The sequence below is a fragment of the Micromonospora sp. NPDC005305 genome (genome assembly GCF_040607315.1).
Classification (GTDB): domain Bacteria; phylum Actinomycetota; class Actinomycetes; order Mycobacteriales; family Micromonosporaceae; genus Micromonospora.
Window position 1 is genome coordinate 100,744 of sequence record NZ_JBEXGL010000012.1, and the last position, 16,473, is coordinate 117,216.

General features: G+C 72.2%; 15 protein-coding genes, 1 tRNA gene and 3 pseudogenes. 10 read left to right on the plus strand and 9 right to left on the minus strand.

Annotated elements, in window-relative coordinates:
• Positions 1-67: 67 nt before the first annotated feature.
• Positions 68-838 (minus strand): helix-turn-helix domain-containing protein, encoded by a 771-nt coding sequence (locus ABZS80_RS21010; RefSeq protein WP_355058172.1) that lies wholly within the window; start codon positions 836-838, stop codon positions 68-70.
• Positions 839-926: 88 nt separating this feature from the next.
• Here ABZS80_RS21010 and ABZS80_RS21015 point away from each other — a divergent pair, with 88 nt between their 5' ends.
• The 8 genes and pseudogenes from ABZS80_RS21015 to ABZS80_RS21050 all read left to right on the plus strand — a co-directional run.
• Positions 927-2,387 (plus strand): MFS transporter, encoded by a 1,461-nt coding sequence (locus ABZS80_RS21015; protein WP_355058174.1) that lies wholly within the window; start codon positions 927-929, stop codon positions 2,385-2,387.
• Between the two features lie 10 nt (positions 2,388-2,397).
• Positions 2,398-2,859: a MarR family winged helix-turn-helix transcriptional regulator gene (locus ABZS80_RS21020; RefSeq protein WP_355058176.1), complete on the plus strand. Its 462-nt coding sequence runs from the start codon at positions 2,398-2,400 to the stop codon at positions 2,857-2,859.
• 51 nt (positions 2,860-2,910) lie between these two features.
• A pseudogene (locus ABZS80_RS21025) lies at positions 2,911-3,249 on the plus strand (transketolase); the annotation flags it as partial.
• 381 nt (positions 3,250-3,630) lie between these two features.
• Positions 3,631-5,568 (plus strand): annotated as a pseudogene (locus tag ABZS80_RS21030) (thiamine pyrophosphate-dependent enzyme); the annotation flags it as partial.
• A 111-nt stretch (positions 5,569-5,679) separates the two neighbouring features.
• Positions 5,680-6,117: a DUF3052 domain-containing protein gene (locus ABZS80_RS21035; protein WP_355058178.1), complete on the plus strand. Its 438-nt coding sequence runs from the start codon at positions 5,680-5,682 to the stop codon at positions 6,115-6,117.
• 78 nt (positions 6,118-6,195) lie between these two features.
• Positions 6,196-6,663, plus strand: coding sequence for a peroxiredoxin (locus ABZS80_RS21040; protein ID WP_091269137.1), 468 nt, complete (start codon positions 6,196-6,198; stop codon positions 6,661-6,663).
• An 80-nt stretch (positions 6,664-6,743) separates the two neighbouring features.
• A tRNA-Val gene (locus ABZS80_RS21045) sits at positions 6,744-6,818 on the plus strand.
• 546 nt (positions 6,819-7,364) lie between these two features.
• A pseudogene (locus ABZS80_RS21050) lies at positions 7,365-7,678 on the plus strand (transposase); the annotation flags it as partial.
• A 23-nt stretch (positions 7,679-7,701) separates the two neighbouring features.
• Here the strand turns inward: ABZS80_RS21050 and ABZS80_RS21055 are convergent.
• Both ABZS80_RS21055 and ABZS80_RS21060 read right to left on the minus strand, forming a co-directional pair.
• Entirely contained in the window at positions 7,702-9,009 is a 1,308-nt protein-coding gene (locus tag ABZS80_RS21055) for an MFS transporter (RefSeq protein WP_355058181.1), read from the minus strand.
• Between the two features lie 464 nt (positions 9,010-9,473).
• The gene (locus ABZS80_RS21060) at positions 9,474-9,746 is read right to left on the minus strand and encodes a hypothetical protein (RefSeq protein WP_355058183.1); all 273 of its coding nucleotides are present in this window, start codon (positions 9,744-9,746) and stop codon (positions 9,474-9,476) included.
• A gap of 1,029 nt (positions 9,747-10,775) precedes the next feature.
• Between ABZS80_RS21060 and ABZS80_RS21065 the strand changes: the two genes are divergently transcribed.
• Positions 10,776-11,393 carry a DUF2625 family protein gene (locus tag ABZS80_RS21065; protein WP_355058185.1) on the plus strand — a complete coding sequence of 206 codons (618 nt, stop codon included), beginning with the start codon at positions 10,776-10,778 and terminating at the stop codon, positions 11,391-11,393.
• Positions 11,394-11,432: 39 nt separating this feature from the next.
• On the opposite strand, the gene ABZS80_RS21070 is transcribed toward ABZS80_RS21065, so the two are convergent.
• The 3 genes from ABZS80_RS21070 to ABZS80_RS21080 all read right to left on the minus strand — a co-directional run bounded on the left by ABZS80_RS21070 (position 11,433) and on the right by ABZS80_RS21080 (position 13,744).
• Positions 11,433-11,702 carry a hypothetical protein gene (locus tag ABZS80_RS21070; RefSeq protein WP_355058187.1) on the minus strand — a complete coding sequence of 90 codons (270 nt, stop codon included), beginning with the start codon at positions 11,700-11,702 and terminating at the stop codon, positions 11,433-11,435.
• A 5-nt stretch (positions 11,703-11,707) separates the two neighbouring features.
• Complete coding sequence (rox, locus tag ABZS80_RS21075; RefSeq protein ID WP_355058370.1) at positions 11,708-13,156, minus strand: rifampin monooxygenase; 1,449 nt, start codon at positions 13,154-13,156, stop codon at positions 11,708-11,710.
• 228 nt (positions 13,157-13,384) lie between these two features.
• A complete protein-coding gene (locus ABZS80_RS21080) occupies positions 13,385-13,744 on the minus strand; it encodes a hypothetical protein (RefSeq protein ID WP_355058189.1) in 360 nt (119 codons plus the stop codon).
• Between the two features lie 70 nt (positions 13,745-13,814).
• Here ABZS80_RS21080 and ABZS80_RS21085 point away from each other — a divergent pair, with 70 nt between their 5' ends.
• A complete protein-coding gene (locus ABZS80_RS21085; protein ID WP_355058191.1) occupies positions 13,815-14,585 on the plus strand; it encodes a class I SAM-dependent methyltransferase in 771 nt (256 codons plus the stop codon).
• A 21-nt stretch (positions 14,586-14,606) separates the two neighbouring features.
• Here ABZS80_RS21085 and ABZS80_RS21090 read toward each other — a convergent pair whose 3' ends face one another.
• Genes ABZS80_RS21090 through ABZS80_RS21100 form a run of 3 tightly spaced genes read right to left on the minus strand, consistent with a single transcriptional unit; the run spans position 14,607 to position 16,473 of the window.
• Positions 14,607-15,377 carry an SDR family oxidoreductase gene (locus tag ABZS80_RS21090; RefSeq protein ID WP_355058193.1) on the minus strand — a complete coding sequence of 257 codons (771 nt, stop codon included), beginning with the start codon at positions 15,375-15,377 and terminating at the stop codon, positions 14,607-14,609.
• Between the two features lie 35 nt (positions 15,378-15,412).
• Entirely contained in the window at positions 15,413-16,090 is a 678-nt protein-coding gene (locus ABZS80_RS21095; RefSeq protein WP_355058195.1) for a DNA alkylation repair protein, read from the minus strand.
• A 47-nt stretch (positions 16,091-16,137) separates the two neighbouring features.
• Complete coding sequence (locus tag ABZS80_RS21100; RefSeq protein ID WP_355058197.1) at positions 16,138-16,473, minus strand: low temperature requirement protein A; 336 nt, start codon at positions 16,471-16,473, stop codon at positions 16,138-16,140.

Here is a 16,473-nt window from a genome sequence, read left to right on the forward strand (position 1 = left end):
TGGCCGGCAGGCGACCGGGGACGGCACTTCTTGCCGAACAGCGGACCCCGGCGGAAACCCGGCGCCGTCAGCCCAGCAGCCGGCGCAGCCCGCCGGGGGTGTGGCCCAGCTGGGCGCGGACCGTGCGGGTCAGGTGGGCCTGATCGGCGAAGCCCAGCTCGACGGCGAGCCCCGCGAGGCTCTCCGCACCCTCCTCCAGCCGGTCGAGGAGGCGCCCGACCCGAAGTCGGTTGCGGTAGCGGGTCAGCGGCACACCGACCCGGGCCTGGAACTCCCGGCTGAGCCGGTAGGGCGACACCCCGAGTGCCCGGGCCAGCGGCAGCAGCCCGGCGGCCTCGGGCGCGCCGTCGTGCAGGGCGGCGCGGGCCCGCTCGACGAGCCGCAGGTCCCGCCCGCTCCCGCCCGCCGCCGGCCCGGTGGCCGCGCCGACCAGCCGGACCAGCCGCTCGGCCGCCGCGTGGTCGGGGTCGGCCACCGACCGCAGCAGCAGCCGGTGGGCCAGGTCCACCCGGGCGTCGACGTGTACCACGGCCGGCACCGGCCGTTCCGCGAACAGCTCCCGCCACAGCCGCTCGGACAGGTGCACCGAGGTGCAGTCGTCCCCGCCCGCCGGGTGCGCGAAGCGCTCCTCCTCACCCGGCACGGTCAGGTAGGCCACGGTCGGCTCGACGAACTCGGCGCCGCCGCGCCCGGCCCGGCGGAAGCCGCCCCGCCGGGTCAGCACGAGGCCGTGGGCGGTGGCCGGCTCGGGCGCCGACCAGCCGGTGTGGTCGTCCCGGCACCGCACCACGCCGACCCGGAAGTCGGGCTGCGCCAGCAGCGGCGTGGCGGTACGCATGCCGGTCAGCGTAGGCCGACCGGCCGACACGACCGTCCCGCAAGGATCGACAAGACCGCCGGCCGCCGCGGCGGGCAGGGTGGCGGCCGTGACCGAGTCGACCCGCCGGACCGCCGCCCTGCTCACCGTCCTGCTCACCGGGCAGGCGATGGCCTCCATGGACACCTCGATCGCGGCGGTGGCCGCGCCCGCGATCCGGGCCGACCTGGCCGGACCGCCGGCCGTGCAGCAGCTCGTACTGGCCGGCTACACCCTCACCTTCGCCGTGCTCGTGGTGGTCGGGGCCCGGCTCGGCGCCCGGCACGGCTACCCACGGGTCTTCCTGCTCGGCCTGGCCGGGTTCACCCTCGCCTCGCTGGCCTGCGGCCTCGCCCCGGGGCCGGCCGCGCTGGTGCTGGCCCGGGTCGCGCAGGGCGCCGCCGGCGCGCTCATGGTGCCGCAGGTGCTGTCGCTGATCCAGGCGGCGGTCCCGGCCGCGGGCCGGGCCCGGGCGATCGGGGCGTACTCGATGGTGCTGGCCCTCGGCGTGGCCGCCGGGCAGGTGGTCGGCGGGCTGCTGGTGACCCTCGACCTGGGCGGCCTGACCTGGCGGGCCGCGTTCCTGGTGAACGTGCCGGTCGGCGTGGTGCTCCAGATCGCCGGGCGGCGGGTGTTCACCGGCCTGCCGGCCGGCCCGCCCCGGCGCGGGCCGCTGGACCTGCCGGGCGCGCTGCTCCTCGCCGCCGCGATGCTCACCCTGGTGCTGCCGCTGGTGCTCGGCGGGGACCTGGGCTGGCCCGGATGGGTCCGGGCGGCCACGGTCGCCGCCGGCGCCGCCGGGCTGCGGCTCTTCCTCGGGTACGAGGTCCGGCGCGCCCGTCGCGACGCGGCCCCGCTGCTGGACGTGGCGGTGCTGCGCCACCCCGGGGTGCCGGCCGGGCTGCTCGCCTGCTGCGTGGTGATGGGCTGCTACGCGGGCTTCCTGTTCGTGCTCACCCTGCGGCTCCAGGACGGGCTGGGCTTCACGGCCCTGGCGGCGGGACTGGCCTTCCTCCCGTACGCCGCGGGTTTCGCCCTGTGCGGCCTGGCGGTGGCGCGGCTGCCGGAGCGGGTCCGGGCGGTGCTGCCGGTCGCCGGCCCGCCGGTGCTGGCGGCCGTGGTGGTGGCGGTGGCCGGGCTCTCCGCCGCGGGCTGGCCGTGGCCGGCGGCAAGCGCGCTGCTGGTGGCGGGCGGGGCGGCGCACGCCGCCGCGTTCAGCCCGCTGGTCACCCGGCTCACCGGCGTCGTGCCGGCCGGCGCGGCCGCGGCGCTCTCCGCGGTCGTCTCCACCGGCACGCTGCTCGCGGCCGTGCTCGGGGTGACCCTGGTCGGCGGCCTGCACCTCGCCCTCGCCGCGGCCGGCCGGCACGGTCCGGTGCTCGCCCTGCCCCCGGCGCTCCTGACCGCCGTGCTGCTGCTGGCCGGCGCCGTCGCCGCCGGGCGGGCCACCCGGCCGGCGCCGGACCCGGGCCGGTCCCGGAGGTCGTCGGCTCACGGCCGTGACCCCGGGGTGCGTGAGCTGCGCACGTAGGATGTGCGACATGGCGCAGTCCACCGTCCCCGACCGCTCCGACCTGGCCGGGGACGCCGTGCGCCGGATCCTGCACATCGCCTCGGCCATGCGCCACTACCAGGACGGGGAGATCGCCGCGTTGGGGCTCACCCCGGCCGCCGCCCGCGCCCTGCACGAGCTGGACCCCGACCGGCCGCTGCCCGCCCGGGACCTCGCCGCGCAGCTGGGCTGCGACCGCTCCAACGTCACCGCGCTGGTCGACAAGCTGGAGCAGGCGGGGCTGGTGGAGCGGCGGGTCGACCCGGCCGACCGGCGGCAGAAGACGCTGGTGGTGACCGCGGAGGGCCGGCGGGTCCGGGACCAGGTCCGGCTCGTGATGTCCGACTCCCGACTCCTCGGCGGGCTCACCACCGGCGAGCTGGCCACCCTGCGTGAGCTGGTCTGGAAGGTCTCCGACGGCGGCTGCCCGGAGCAGTGCGGCGAGGCCTGACCGGGGCCGGGCGGAACGTGTCCGACTGGGCGAGGTGCCCTCCCGTCGGTAATGCTGTCCGACGTGACCACCCCGCACGATCTCGACGACCGGTTCCGGGCGGCCCTGACCGCGCTCGGCGCCCCCGCCCAGCGGCGTGACCTGGGTGAACCGCTGCCCGGTGGCGGGTCGCTGACCGGGGCGCAGGCGCTGGCCCTGTTCGACGCCCAGCTGACCAGCCGGCTGCTCGACCTCGCCGGGCGCTGGCTGCGCAGCTTCGGCGAGGGCTACTACACGATCGGCTCCGCCGGCCACGAGGGCAACGCGGCCGTCGCCGCCGCGCTGCGGCCGACCGATCCCGCCCTGCTCCACTACCGCTCCGGGGCCTTCTACTGCCTGCGTGCCGCCCAGGCGGCGGGCGGCTTCCCGGCCGGGGCGGCGACGCCGGACGCCGACGGGCCGGACCCGACCGGGGCGCCGACAGCCGGGATCCCGGACCCGCGTACCCCCGCCGACGGTGAGGTGGACGCGGACGCCGGCCCGCCGGCCGTGCCGCCGGAGCCCCCGGGGCTGACCGGCGACCCGGTGGCCGACCCGGCCGCCGCCCCGCCGACGCTGGACGGTCCTGCGATGCCCGACGGCCCGGCGACGCCCGGCGGTCCGGTGGTGCCGCCGGCCGGTGACGGGGCTGAGGCGGCGAGCCTGCCGGCCGGGGCCGGGGTGGCCGTGGACACGGTCGGCGCCGCGACGGCCGGCGTACCCGAACTGCCCCTGCCCGACCCCGATGACGCCTACGCCGACGCGGCCCGCGACGTGCTGCGCGGGATGGTCGCCTCCGCCGCCGAGCCGATCGCCGGGGGCCGGCACAAGGTCTTCGGCCGGGCCGACCTGGCGGTCGTCCCGACCACCTCGACCATCGCCTCGCACCTGCCCCGGGCCGTCGGCCTGGGGCTGGCCCTGGAACGGCTGCGCCGCGGCGGCCGGCGGGCCGGCGAGGAGTCCGACGCCCCGACCTGGCCGCCGGACGCCATCGTGGTCTGCTCGTTCGGCGACGCATCGGTCAACCACGCCACCGCGACGGCGGCGTTCAACACCGCCGGCTGGTACGACCACACCGGGTTGCGCATCCCGGTCCTGTTCGTGTGCGAGGACAACGGGCTCGGCATCAGCGTGCGCTCACCGCAGGGCTGGGTGGCCGCGACCCTGCGGGCCAGGCCGGGGATCCGCTACTTCGCGGCCGACGGCACCGACGTGGCCGAGGCGTACCGGGTGGCGAAGGAGGCGGCGGCCTGGGTGCGCCGGCACCGGCGGCCGGCCGTGCTGCACCTGGCCACCGTGCGGCTCATGGGGCACGCCGGGGCGGACGCGGAGACCGCGTACCGGAGCCGGGCCGAGATCGCCGCCGACGTGGCGCGGGACCCGCTGCTCGCCACCGCCCGGCGCCTGGTCGAGGCCGGCTACGCCACAGGCGAGGAGCTGCTGGCCCGGTACGACGAGCGCGGCTGGCAGATCCGCCGGCTCGCCGAGGAGGTGCTGGACGAGCCGAAGCTCACCTCCCCGGTCGACGTGGTGGCCGAGCTGGCCCCGCGCCGGCCGGTCCGCATCTCCCGGGCGGTCGCCGACGCGGCGACCCGGGCGGCCGGCCCGGACGCCGGCGCCCGGGCCGAGGCGTTCGGCGGCCGGCTGCCCGAACTGGCCGGGCCGCTCACCCTGGCGCAGAGCATCAACGCGGCCCTGACCGACGGGATGCTCGACCACCCGGGGACGGTCGTCTTCGGCGAGGACGTGGCCGCCAAGGGCGGGGTGTACGGGGTCACCAAGGGCCTGCGGGACCGGTTCGGGGCGGCACGGGTGTTCGACACCCTGCTCGACGAGACCTCGATCCTCGGGCTCGCGCTCGGCGCGGGCGTGGCCGGGATGCTGCCGGTGCCGGAGATCCAGTACCTGGCGTACCTGCACAACGCCGAGGACCAGTTGCGGGGCGAGGCGGCGACCATGCGGTTCTTCTCCCGCGGGGCGTTCCGCAACCCCATGGTGGTGCGGGTGGCCGGGCTGGCGTACCAGGAGGGGTTCGGCGGGCACTTCCACAACGACAACTCGGTGGCCGTGCTCCGCGACGTGCCGGGGCTGGTCATCGCGGTGCCGGCCCGCCCGGACGACGCCGCGCCGATGCTGCGTACCTGCCTGGCCGCCGCCGCGGTGGACGGCGCCGTCAGCGTCTTCCTGGAGCCGATCGCGCTCTACCACACCCGCGACCTCTACGCCGAGGGCGACGGCGAGTGGCTGGCGGAGTACGCCGAGCCCGGCGCCTGGGCGGCCCGCCACGTGCCGATCGGCCGCGCCCGGGTGTACGGGGTCGGCTCGGCCGAGGACCTCACCATCATCACCTTCGGTAACGGTGTCCGGATGTCGCTGCGGGCGGCGGCCACCCTGGCCGACGAGGGGGTCGGCAGCCGGGTGGTGGACCTGCGCTGGCTGGCCCCGCTGCCGGTGGCGGACATCATCCGGGAGGCGTCGGCCACCGGCCGGGTGCTGGTGGTGGACGAGACCCGCCGCTCGGGCGGGGTGGGCGAGGGCGTGATCGCCGCCCTGGTCGACGCGGGGTACGTCGGCACGGCGCTCCTGGTGGCCGGACTTGACTCGTTTGTACCATTAGGTCCGGCAGCACGTCAGGTTCTGGTCTCCGAGGAAGCCATTACCGAGGGTGCCCGTACGCTGCTGGCACGGTAAATTCCGTTCCACCCGGTGCGCCACTTGCGCGGGAAGCCACAACTGTGTGGACTGGGCGCGACGGCGTCGGACGACGCCACGAGCAGGGATGAGATGAGGAGGCACGCGACAGTGAGCGCGACCGCTGGTCAGGCCGCCGACGGGGTACGCAGCCTGGCGGACCGGTTCGGGATCGAGCCGGGGATGGTCGTCATGGAGATGGGCTACGACGACGACGTCGACCAGGATCTCCGGGACGCCCTGACCGACCGCTGTGGAGATCTGGTCGACGAGGACACCGACGAGGTGGTCGACTCGGTTCTCGTCTGGTACCGCGACGGCGACGGCGACCTCTTCGAGCTCCTCGTCGACGCCCTCGGACCGCTGGCCGACAACGGCGTGGTGTGGCTCCTGACGCCCAAGGCCGGCCGGGACGGCCACGTCGAGCCGAGCGAGATCGCGGAGAGCGCGCAGACCGCCGGCCTCCAGCAGACCTCCACCATCAACGCGGGCCGCGACTGGAGCGGCGCCCGCCTCGTGCTCCGGCGCGGGTCCAAGGGCAAGAAGTAGGCCGGGCTCCGCATCCGGCGGCCGGTGCCGCCGGGTGTGGCAGGCTGATGATCTCCAGACCCGATCCAAGGAGTTCCCATGCCCATCGAGGTTGGCGCCGAGGCGCCGGACTTCGTGCTCAAGGACCAGAACAACCAGGAGGTCCGCCTCGCCGACTTCCGCGGCCGGCGCACCGTCCTGCTGGTCTTCTACCCGCTCGCCTTCACCGGCATCTGCCAGGGCGAGCTGTGCGAGGTGCGGGACAACCTCAACGAGTACGTCAACGACGACGTCCAGGTGCTGACGGTCAGCGTCGACTCGGTCTACGCCCACAAGATCTGGGCCGACCGGGAGGGCTACCAGTTCCCGCTGCTGGCCGACTTCTGGCCGCACGGCGCGGTCGCCCAGGCGTACGGCGTCTTCAACGACGTCGCGGGCATCGCCAACCGGGGCACCTTCGTCATCGACAAGGCCGGCGTGGTCCGGTTCGCCGAGATGAACATGCCCGGCGAGGCGCGGGACCAGCAGGGCTGGCGCAAGGCCCTCGCCGAGGCCGTCGCCGCCTGATCCACCCCGGGCACGTCGTTCGACCGGGCCGGAGCTGGGCAGGTAAGCTTGCCGCTCCGGCCCGCCGTACGGGGCGTTCCGGGCGCGTAGCTCAGCGGGAGAGCACTCGCCTTACAAGCGAGGGGTCGCAGGTTCGAAACCTGCCGCGCCCACCATCGGTGACCAGCAACGGAGCCGATCACAAGATCAGGCCCCCTGTCTCGCTGTAGCAGCGCATGTAGCTGCGAGGAAGCTCAGCCCAACTGGTCATTAAGACGCTTCACCGCCGCTCGCATCGCATCAAGGCGGCCCTGAACGGGCCGCACGCGCCGCCGCCCGGGCGCGCGTCCGTCGCTCCGCTGGCGCTCCGACTCCGGCCACGCAACACGCCCGGCGGCTGGCGCGGAAGTAAGAAGCCCAAGGGGCCGCCGCAGCACGACAGGCTGTTGACCGGCGGTGAGATGGGGCGGCAGCCGGCCGGGCCGCGCGGCCAAGAGCCCGCGCAGCGTAGGGAGGGCACGCCGGCCGCGTCGGCGAACTGGCGGCAGTGGCGGGGTTGCGGTTAGGGCGCCTCCGGCGGGGGCGCTCCGGCTCCAGGATGGCCGGGGCTCCGTCGGCGGGTCGCGGTCCGTGGGTGGTTGCGGGTAGGCCGTCCCGCCTGCCGTCGACCCGGGCAAGCCGAGCCCCGCACCACGGCCCTGTTCGGTGTCGGCCCCGAGGTCGCGGCCCAGCTGCTCACCACCGCCGGCGACAACCCCGACCGGCTGCACTCCGAAGCGGCTCTGGCTCACCTCTGCGGCGCAGCACCCATCCCCGCGAGCTCGGGACGGTGCGCCGCCACCGCCTCCACCGCGGCGGCGACCGCGGCGCCAACCACGCCCTGCACACCATCGCGCTCTGCCGCATGCGCTACGACCAACGCACCCGCGCCTGCGTCCACCGCCGCATCACGGAAGGCCTCAGCAAGCAGGAGATCCTGCGCTGCCTGAAGCGCTACACCGCCCTGGTGGCCGACTTCGCCGCCCTCGCCCCTTGACCTCCATAGGAGCATCGGGATCGCTAGCCCAGCTGCGCGGGCTGCTTCGCGTACGGGCGCGTCTGTTCCGCCCACCGCACCACGTACGGCGTCAGCAGACCCGCCACGACGAACACCCCGCCGAGCAGGAGCCAACCAGGGACTCCCCAGGCGATGCAGAAGAGTGCCAGTACGGTGGGTGCGATCACGTTCGCCAGGCCGGCCCCGAACCCGAACAGTCCCATGTACTGCCCTTGGGCGTGGGCGGGAGCGAGGCTGAATCGGAGTTCCAGCGAGCCAGCCGTGTGCCACAGTTCACCGATCGTGTGGACGATGATGCCGACGACGATGCCTGTGAGCGCAAGCCATGAGGGAAGTCCTGCCGCTGCGGCCATCGCGGCCATGCCGACGAAGAACGCCACGCCCGAACGCCGCATGGCTTTCCCGGCGGTGGCCCTGTCATCGACCCCTCGGCTAGCCCTGACTTGGAGCAGGACCACTAGAGCGGTGTTGACCAGTGCTGCCCCGCCGATCAGCCACCGGGGTGCGTCGGTGTGCCCGACGATCCAGAGTGGCAGTGCGAACAGCAGTACCTGGTGGTGAATCGACATGATGCCGTCGAGCACGGTGACGGCAACATACGCCCGGTCCTTCAATACCTCCCACGGGCTGGCCGTTTGCGGCGCGGGCACGGGCGGTAGCGACGGCAGCGCTGCAATGATGGCGGCACTGGCCACGAAACTGAGCGCATTACCCAGCACCAGGGCCAGGTAAGCCGGACGCGTGTCGTACTGCACGGCGAAGCCAGCAGCCACGGCGGCGCAGCTTCCGGCGAGATTCGCGACCGAGCGTAGATAAGCGCGGTATCTGGTGAGGTCAGCACCGCCGATTCCGCGAACCAGCGGACCGCGTGCCGCACCCCCCGCTGAGCGAGCGAGTTCCCCCATACACAGCGCCACCAGGACCAACCAGAACGACTGCACGAGTACCAGCGCCGCCATCGCTGCGCCCTGAATGACCAGCATCCAGAGATAAATTTCTCGTGGCCCTCGTCGGTCAGCGAGATGCCCAACCGGCACGCCAGCAAAAAGGCCAACGGCAGCCGCGATGCCCATTCCGATACCGACTTGAGCCAATGGAAGTCCGACGACGCGGGTGAAGAAAAGCGCGGCGCTGACCATAAAGACGCCGCTGCCGATCATGTTGACGAACGTTGCCAGAGCGAGAACCCGTTGCGAGCGCGTATCGGGAATCAGCCCTCGTCGGATCAGCACCGATGGCTTTTGCTCTTGATCGTCGGCCGAACCTCGTCTGGAAGCGTGACTGTTCTTTTGACCCTGTAGAGCCTGCACAGACTTCGGATCCTTCCCGTTGATTAGCTCGGCGAATCTAGCGAGATTGCGGTGAGCTAGTAATCAGTCTGTCGGCCGATACCGAATGTCCTAAGCCCGTGCTAGCTTTATTAGCGTCGGGAGAAGGGTGTGGAGCCGCTCGAACGCCCAGGTCGTCGTCGTGGCACCCCCGCCACTCCGGGGCACACAGGGGGCACAAGACACCGTGGAACGACGTCAAGTAGCGCTGAACGATGGCAACCCGAGACGCCGTGCCAGCAGGCGTCGCGCGCAGATCCCGCTGGTCGTGGGGCGGCGGCTCTAAGTTCCGCTTCAACTCCCCGACTTGCTGCTCAGGAGGTACCCCAAGCAGTGTCGGCCGAAGGGCGTGACCGCCCATGAGGCGTTGCCGTCAGCGTGGGCGAGTCGGTCTTCCGCCAAGCTCTGACGCACGAGCGTTGACATGACCGGCAGGACTCCAGCGGCTAGCTTCGGGAACCGCTCCTCAAGCTGAGACTGAAGTGCGACCCGGCCTCGTCTGTCGCGCCCTCAAGTCGAGGGGGAAGGGGCCCGTTCACGACAGCGTTCAACACCCGAACATGGGGGGCCTCAAGATCAGCCAGTGCCGCGACCGCCAGCACGCCTAGGTCGAGCTGCGCGTCATCCTGGAGGTTCTCCGTCAGCACGGCGGCAACCGCTTTGACCTTCTGGTCGTACATGGTGCTGTAGGCGGCTTGTATGGCCCTCGTCGTCAACATCAGTCGACCGTCTCTGCTGTTGGCCCATCCCTCAAACTTTTCGGCGAGAGACCGGCGGACTAGGTGACGGCTTCGACCAGCCGCTCGACGTTGCGAAGCCGGCGGCGGTCCCTAACGGCCACCGGCTCAAGTGCTGGCTTAACGAGGGCGGCGCCGACCGCACCCAGCGGGCCGGCGACAGCTAGGCCAATGCCAACCGTTCCAACCTCGATGGCGGTTCGGGCAGTGAGCTGTCGTGCCGCTTCACGCTTGGCCATACCGTATGCCTAGCTTGCGGTGTCAAGAACACTGCGCTAGGCCCGTCAGAGGGCGACTTGCTAGAAGTCGCCCTCTGAATCCAAGCCGGACTAACGAAGAGTAGTGACCAGGGTCGCGACAGCCGCCACAAGTCCTGCCGCAGCGGTCAGAACGGCGCGCCCAGAACTTACAAACGAGGGAACGAGCGGCGAACTAACTCGCTCGTCGCCCGACCCCTCAGGTTGTGCCTGATCAACGCTGACAGGCCACACCTTGCCCCTCGACGAAGCCTGGACGCTGGTTAGGCCCGGGTTTGGGTCCCGAACCGACCCCCACGCAGACCAGGGAGGCCGCTCTATTGCGGTGCTGGATGCCCCGATGTTGATCGGCAGCGAAGGTTAACGAAGCGGTCTGACGCGATCGGGTCGCGGTGCCTGGACCACTCCGGGCAGCCCCATGAACCGCTCGGCTCGGGCCGTCTCGGGGCCGTCTGGGCCGTCTCTGGGCCGTTGAAGGCTGACCAACGGCGACCGGTAGCGCCGAAGAAACACCAGGCCAGCCACAATATGACGGCGGCTGGCCTGGTGTGCGACGGACGAGTCGACCTGTACGCCGGATACTGCTGGTGTGAATGAGGATCTTCCGAAGGTCGCCCTAGATCTCTGGCGGGCCGATGCGCTCGTTCTGTTCGACTGGCTCCCGCCGTGTCGGCCGCCAGCGCCGTCCTAGCCATGTTTGTTGGCGGCAGGGCCCTCAGAGTCGCCTGGTTGATCCTCCTGCGAGGCTGAGGGGGTGGAACAGTCTGCGTGGTTCGAGATTTCGTCGCTGGTGGCAGCAGCGCCGTATCCGGTGACGGTGCTGCCCGCCGATGCTCGGCAGGCGGCAGCCTGTCTGGCAGCTTTGGACATCACGACCAGGTCGTGGCTCGGGGCGGTCGTCGCCAACAGTGGCGGGCTGGTGATCGATCACGGTTGGCTCCGGGTGCTCGGGAGTGGGCACGACGGGCTGCCGGATGTGGCGGCCGAGATGGTTCCCGGGGCTGGTCGTCTGGTCGTCGCTTTTGATGTGATGGGCGGGCAGTTCGCGTGGTCGCAGGCAGAGCCGGGTGTGCAGCCGACGGTGCACTACTTCGGCCCGGAGGACCTGGCTTGGCAGGATCTTGAGCTTGGGTATGGCGACTGGCTGGAGGCGATGCTCGCCGGCGCCATGACCCAGTTCTATGAGGGCTTGCGGTGGCCGGGGTGGGAAGCCGAGGCGGCCAGCGTCGCTCTGGATCAGGGGATCAGCGCGTGGCCACCGCCGTGGACCAGGGAGGGCAAGGATCTCTCGGCGGTGTCTCGCAAGCCGGTCCGGCTTGCTGAACTCGTTTCGGTTCATCAGGATGCGGCGCGGCAGCTCGGCTTCCTCTAGACCACCGCTGCGTTTCCGGGCGGCGGCCCGAACGCGTTGTCATCGTGGCGTCCTTCGGGCCGGCTCGGGTGTGCGGACCTTGAATCGGGCGATCGGTTTGACGGTCGTGCGGGGCGCCTCGGTGAGGACCTGGTCGCCGTCGTAGACGCGGAAGCTGTATCGGCGGTTCGACGGTGAGGGTTCGGCCGGCGTGGCCGATACCGACGTGAATCCGCTGGCCGGTGATGACCGAGGACCCTGTTCGGCCGACTTGCCGAGCTCAAGGCGCTGCTCAGGTGACAGTGACCCGCAGCAGTTGGAGACCACCATCCACCTCACCCGGCCGTAGGAGCACCTGAGGTGCCGAACCACCTGGCCAGCGCGACCTCGAGCGTCTGCTGATCCTCGCCGACCCACGCGGCGTGCCCGTCGGGCCGAAGCAGCAGAGCCGGCGCGTCCAGCTCGTCGCTGGTGTCGGCGACGTGGTCGACCCGGTCGGCCCAGCCGTCCACCGAGAGCCGGCCCGTCCGGTCGAGCAGCAGCCCGCTGCCGGTGCGCATCAGCTCGAACAGCCGCCCGTGCTTCAGCGGGACGTCGCGCAGCCGCCGCCCGAGCAGGGCGTGGCCCGCACCGAAGTCGTACCGGATGTTGATCGCCGTGATCTTCTCGATCAGGAACCGGTTGACGTCGTCGAAGTCCATCAGCTGCGCCAGCAGCCGCCGAACCGCCTGCGGCCCGGGCTCGTTGGTGGTCAGCTGCATCTGTGCACGGGTGTTGATCAGCACGTCGGCGGCCACCGGATGCCGCTCGGCCTCGTAGCTGTCCAGCAGGTCGTCCGGCGCCCAGCCGTTGACGGCCGCCGCGAGCTTCCACCCCAGGTTGAACGAGTCCTGGATCCCGAGATTGAGCCCCTGCCCACCCATCGGCGGGTGGACGTGCGCGGCGTCCCCGGCCAGGAACACCCGTCCGACCCGGTAGCGCTCGGCCTGGCGCGTGGCGTCGCCGAAGCGCGACAGCCAGCGGGGGGAGTGCACGCCGAAGTCGGTGCCGGCGTACGTGCGCAGCTGTCGCTTGAACTCCTTCAGCGTCGGCGGCGCGGAACGGTCCTCGGCCACGCCCTCCGCCGGCACGACCGCCCGGAACACCCCCGGCCTGCCCGACGGCCCGACCCCGAACCGCTTCTCGGTCCTGCGCACCTCGGTCGTCACGTCGAGGATGTCGTCCGGGGACGCCGTCGCCTCCATCTCGCCCAGCAGCGTGTCGATTGTCGACGGCTCGCCGGGGAATCCGACCCCGAGCAGTTTCCGAACGGTGCTGCGCCCACCGTCGCAACCGACGACGAATCGTGCCCGCAACGGCGGTGCCGTTCCGTCTTCGAGGTGGACGGTCACGCCGTCGTCGTCCTGCTCCAGCCCGACCACCGCACAGCCGCGCCGGATCTCGGCTCCCACGTCGGCCGCGTGCTCGGCGAGCAGCCGGTCGGTGACCGTCTGCGGAATGCCGAGCACGTATCCGTGGGCGGTGTCCAGCCCGGTGGGAGCGGGCTTGTCGATGCCCGCGAAGAATCCCCGGATCGGGTGCTGCGTGCCGTGCGCGAGGAACCGCTCCAACAGGCCCCGTTGATCCATCACCTCGATGCTGCGCACGTGCAGCCCGAGCGACCGCACGAACGGCGGCGGCTCGGCCTCCTTCTCCAGCACGAGCACGTCGACGCCCCGCAGACGCAGTTCGCTCGCCAGCATCATGCCGGTCGGCCCGCCGCCGACGACGATCACATCGAACATGCATTCCCCCATTGCTGTGGCCGTTTTTGCGCTCGGCCGACCACTGTGCGCCACGACCGGGGTCTTGCCGCAAGCCCAAGGGTGCGGTATATGTTGACAGTGGCAAGGAGTTCTCCTCCTTGCCCTTTCTGTTGCGGAAACCTCGCCGGCTGGTGTCCGCCGGCGGTCACCTACCGCGTGGACGCGTGCCGCGAGGTCGTCGCGCTCCTGGGTCGTCATCTCCGCCGCCTAGTCCACGAGGAAGATGCCGGTCACGCCCACGACGGCGAGGACGACGGCGGCGGCCAGCACGTAGCGGCGCGGGCGTGGCTCCCGGACGGCATAGGTGGCCAGGCCGAGGACTCCACCCAGGACCGAGGCGGCGTACCAGGGGAAGCTGGCCGGCGTGGCCTGACCGATGAGGATCATCCAGGTGGCCACGACCGCGACGAAGATGGTGGCGTAGGCGATGGTCTGTCGCAGGTTCCGGTAGGCGGTGTGCTGCAACCTCGCGACCGACCGGCGGTAAGCCTCCGTCGCCTCGGCACGCTCCCCGTCGGTGCCGTTCCGCCGGCTGTTCCGGCTCCCCGACCGTCGGCCCCCACTCATGCTGGCGAAGATACCCACGATGGTCACACCGCCGCTGCCCTGAGTGACGCGCGGCGGCTAGGGTGACCGCGTGGAGGAACGGTTGGTTCTCAGCTCGTCGTTCGGCGCGGCGGCGGCCGCCTACGCCGAGCACCGCCCGGACTACGCGCAGGCCGCCGTGCGCTGGGCGCTGGAGCCCGCGCCCGGCCCGCGAGTGCTCGACCTCGGCGCCGGAACCGGCAAGCTGACCGCCACGCTGGTCGCGCTGGGTGCCGACGTCGTCGCGGTCGAACCGGATCCGGCGATGCTGGCCGAGCTGCGCCGTGCCCTGCCGACCGTCCGTGCCCTGCCGGGCAGCGCCGAGGCGATCCCGCTGCCGGACGCGTCCGTCGATGCCGTGCTGGCCGGCAACGCCCTGCACTGGTTCGACATGGCGGTCGCGGGCCAGGAGATCGCCAGGGTCCTCGCGCCCGGAGGCATCCTGGCCGGCCTGTGGAACGTCCTGGACAACCGGGTCGACTGGGTTGCCGGGCTCGAACGGGTCAGCGGCAGCGCGGCCATCGGCCCGCGGGACACGCTGAGCAGTTGGCGCGCCGCGACGGCGGACCTGTGCTCTCCGGGCGGCGGCCTGGTCGCCCGCTTCGGCTCGCCCGAGCAGGCCGAGTTCTCGCACCGGCAGCGTCGGACCGCCGACTCCCTCGTCGCGACGCTCGCGACCCGCGCGGGGATGCTGGTCATGCCGGAACCGGCCCGGGCGGCCACGCTCGGCCGGATCCGCGCCTTCCTCGCCGGTGGGCCGGAAACCGCCCAGGGCGAGTTCACCCTGCCGATGCTGACCGGCGTGCTGCGCGTCCGGCGGTGACGCCGTCGAGCGTGGTACCGGTCAGGCGATGCCGCCGTCGCTGTGCAGGAGCTGACCGTTGATCCAACCACCCTCGGGTGAGCACAGGAACGCGACGAGGTTCGCGCAGTCCTGCGGGCGTCCGAGGCGTCCGAGCGGGGTGGACCGGAGGACCGCATCCTTGATCTCCGCCGTCATCCAGCCCGTGTCGGTGGGACCCGGATTGATGGCGTTGGCGGTCACGCCGAGGTGGGCCAGTTCCCGGGCCGCGGCCAGGGTGATCCGGTCGAGCGCGCCTTTGCTGGCGCCGTAGGGAAGGTTCCCCACGGTGTGGTCACTGGTCAGGCTGATGATGCGGCCGGTGCCGTGAGCACCCTGGAAGCGTTGGGCGTACTCGCGGATCAGCAGCCAGCTCGCCCGGGCGTTGACCGCGAAGTGACGGTCGAAGCTCTCGATGCTGGTGTCGAGCAGGCCCGAGTCGACACTCTCGCAGTGGGCAAGGACGAGCGCCCCGACCGGGCCCAGCTTCCGCTCCACGGTCTCGAAGATCGTCGCCGTGGCGTGCGGATCGGTGAGGTCCGCCTCGACGGCGGCGGTTGCGGCACCGTGCGTGCCGGCCTGGCTGGCGAGTCGCGTCACGGCCTCGGGCTCGGCTCCCCAGGGCATCCGCTCGTCGTACGGGGTCCAGTAGGTGAACCCGACATCCCAGCCGGTCTGCGCCAGCTTCAGCACCACCGAGGCGGCGATGCCGGCGCTGCGGCCCGCGCCGGTCACCAGGGCGACGGGCCGGTGCTGTTGATCCGTGCCAACCATGAGCCCCATCCGTCTGTCGTCGCGTGGCCCGCTGGTCACGCCTGTGCCTCGTGCTGCCGGCGCACCATCTCCGCGATCCACACCGGCGCGAACGGCGACGTGCAGCCCGGGGGAGTCGGATAGTCCTTGAGCACTTCCAGGCGCTCGCCGATGCCGATCGCGCGGGCGCGAAGCGCCGCATCCTCGATCCCGATCTGCGCCAGGCAGTGGTTCATCGCCCACTGCAGGCGATCCGGCGCGTCCTTCAGCTCCGCCTCGATGACGTCGAGCAGCCCGTCGAGGTCGAGGCCCTCGGGCTTCTTCGCCACGCGTTCCGTGGTCAGCGCCCAGCCGGCACTCGCCACGACGGGATCCGGATCGGCGAACCAGGCCACGCGCAGCTCCTCCGCGTGCGGATTCTTCTTCACCACGTAGTTCACGAGCCAGTCGTGCACCTTGGGCGTGCGCGCCTCGCGCACCATGGCGTCCAACTCGTCCCGCGCGAACGCCTTCGGGCGGCAGATGAGGAGTGCCAGCAGTCTCGCCGCGGAGTCATCCGTCTCCCAGAGCTGGCGCGCGAGTTCCTGCTGCGTCTTCAGCCGCTTCGCGAGCGAGCGCAGCTTGCCGAGGTTCACGCCGTGATCGTCGCCGTGCCGCTCGTTCACCGCGCGTGCCTTCGGATCCTCCAGCTCGGCCAGCTCGGCCATCACCCCGGCCAGCGTCGTCTCGGCCACCTCAGCCTCCCGCCCATCAGGTGCGAGATGCAGCCTACGACGGCCGGCTAGCCGGTGGGTGACGGCGGCTCGGGTGGGCTTCGGTGCGCGCGGACGGTGTCGGCGACGGCGACCCCGAGCAGGACCGCGGTGGCGGCGACGACAGCCGCCAGCGGCGGCGCCAGGAGCACCGGGGGCGCCAGCGCGAGCAGCACGAGGATTCCGATCGGCCGGTCCCGGGACAGCCGGGCGAAGACGGCGTACTCGAAGGCGGCGCGACCGGCCAGGAACAGCGCGGGGCCGCCGAGGATGACGGCGACCCAGGCGCGTGGCGTGTGCCCGAGTGGGTGCGCGATGACGAGTTCGTCGCCCACGGCGGTGGCGACGATGCCGGCGACCCGCAC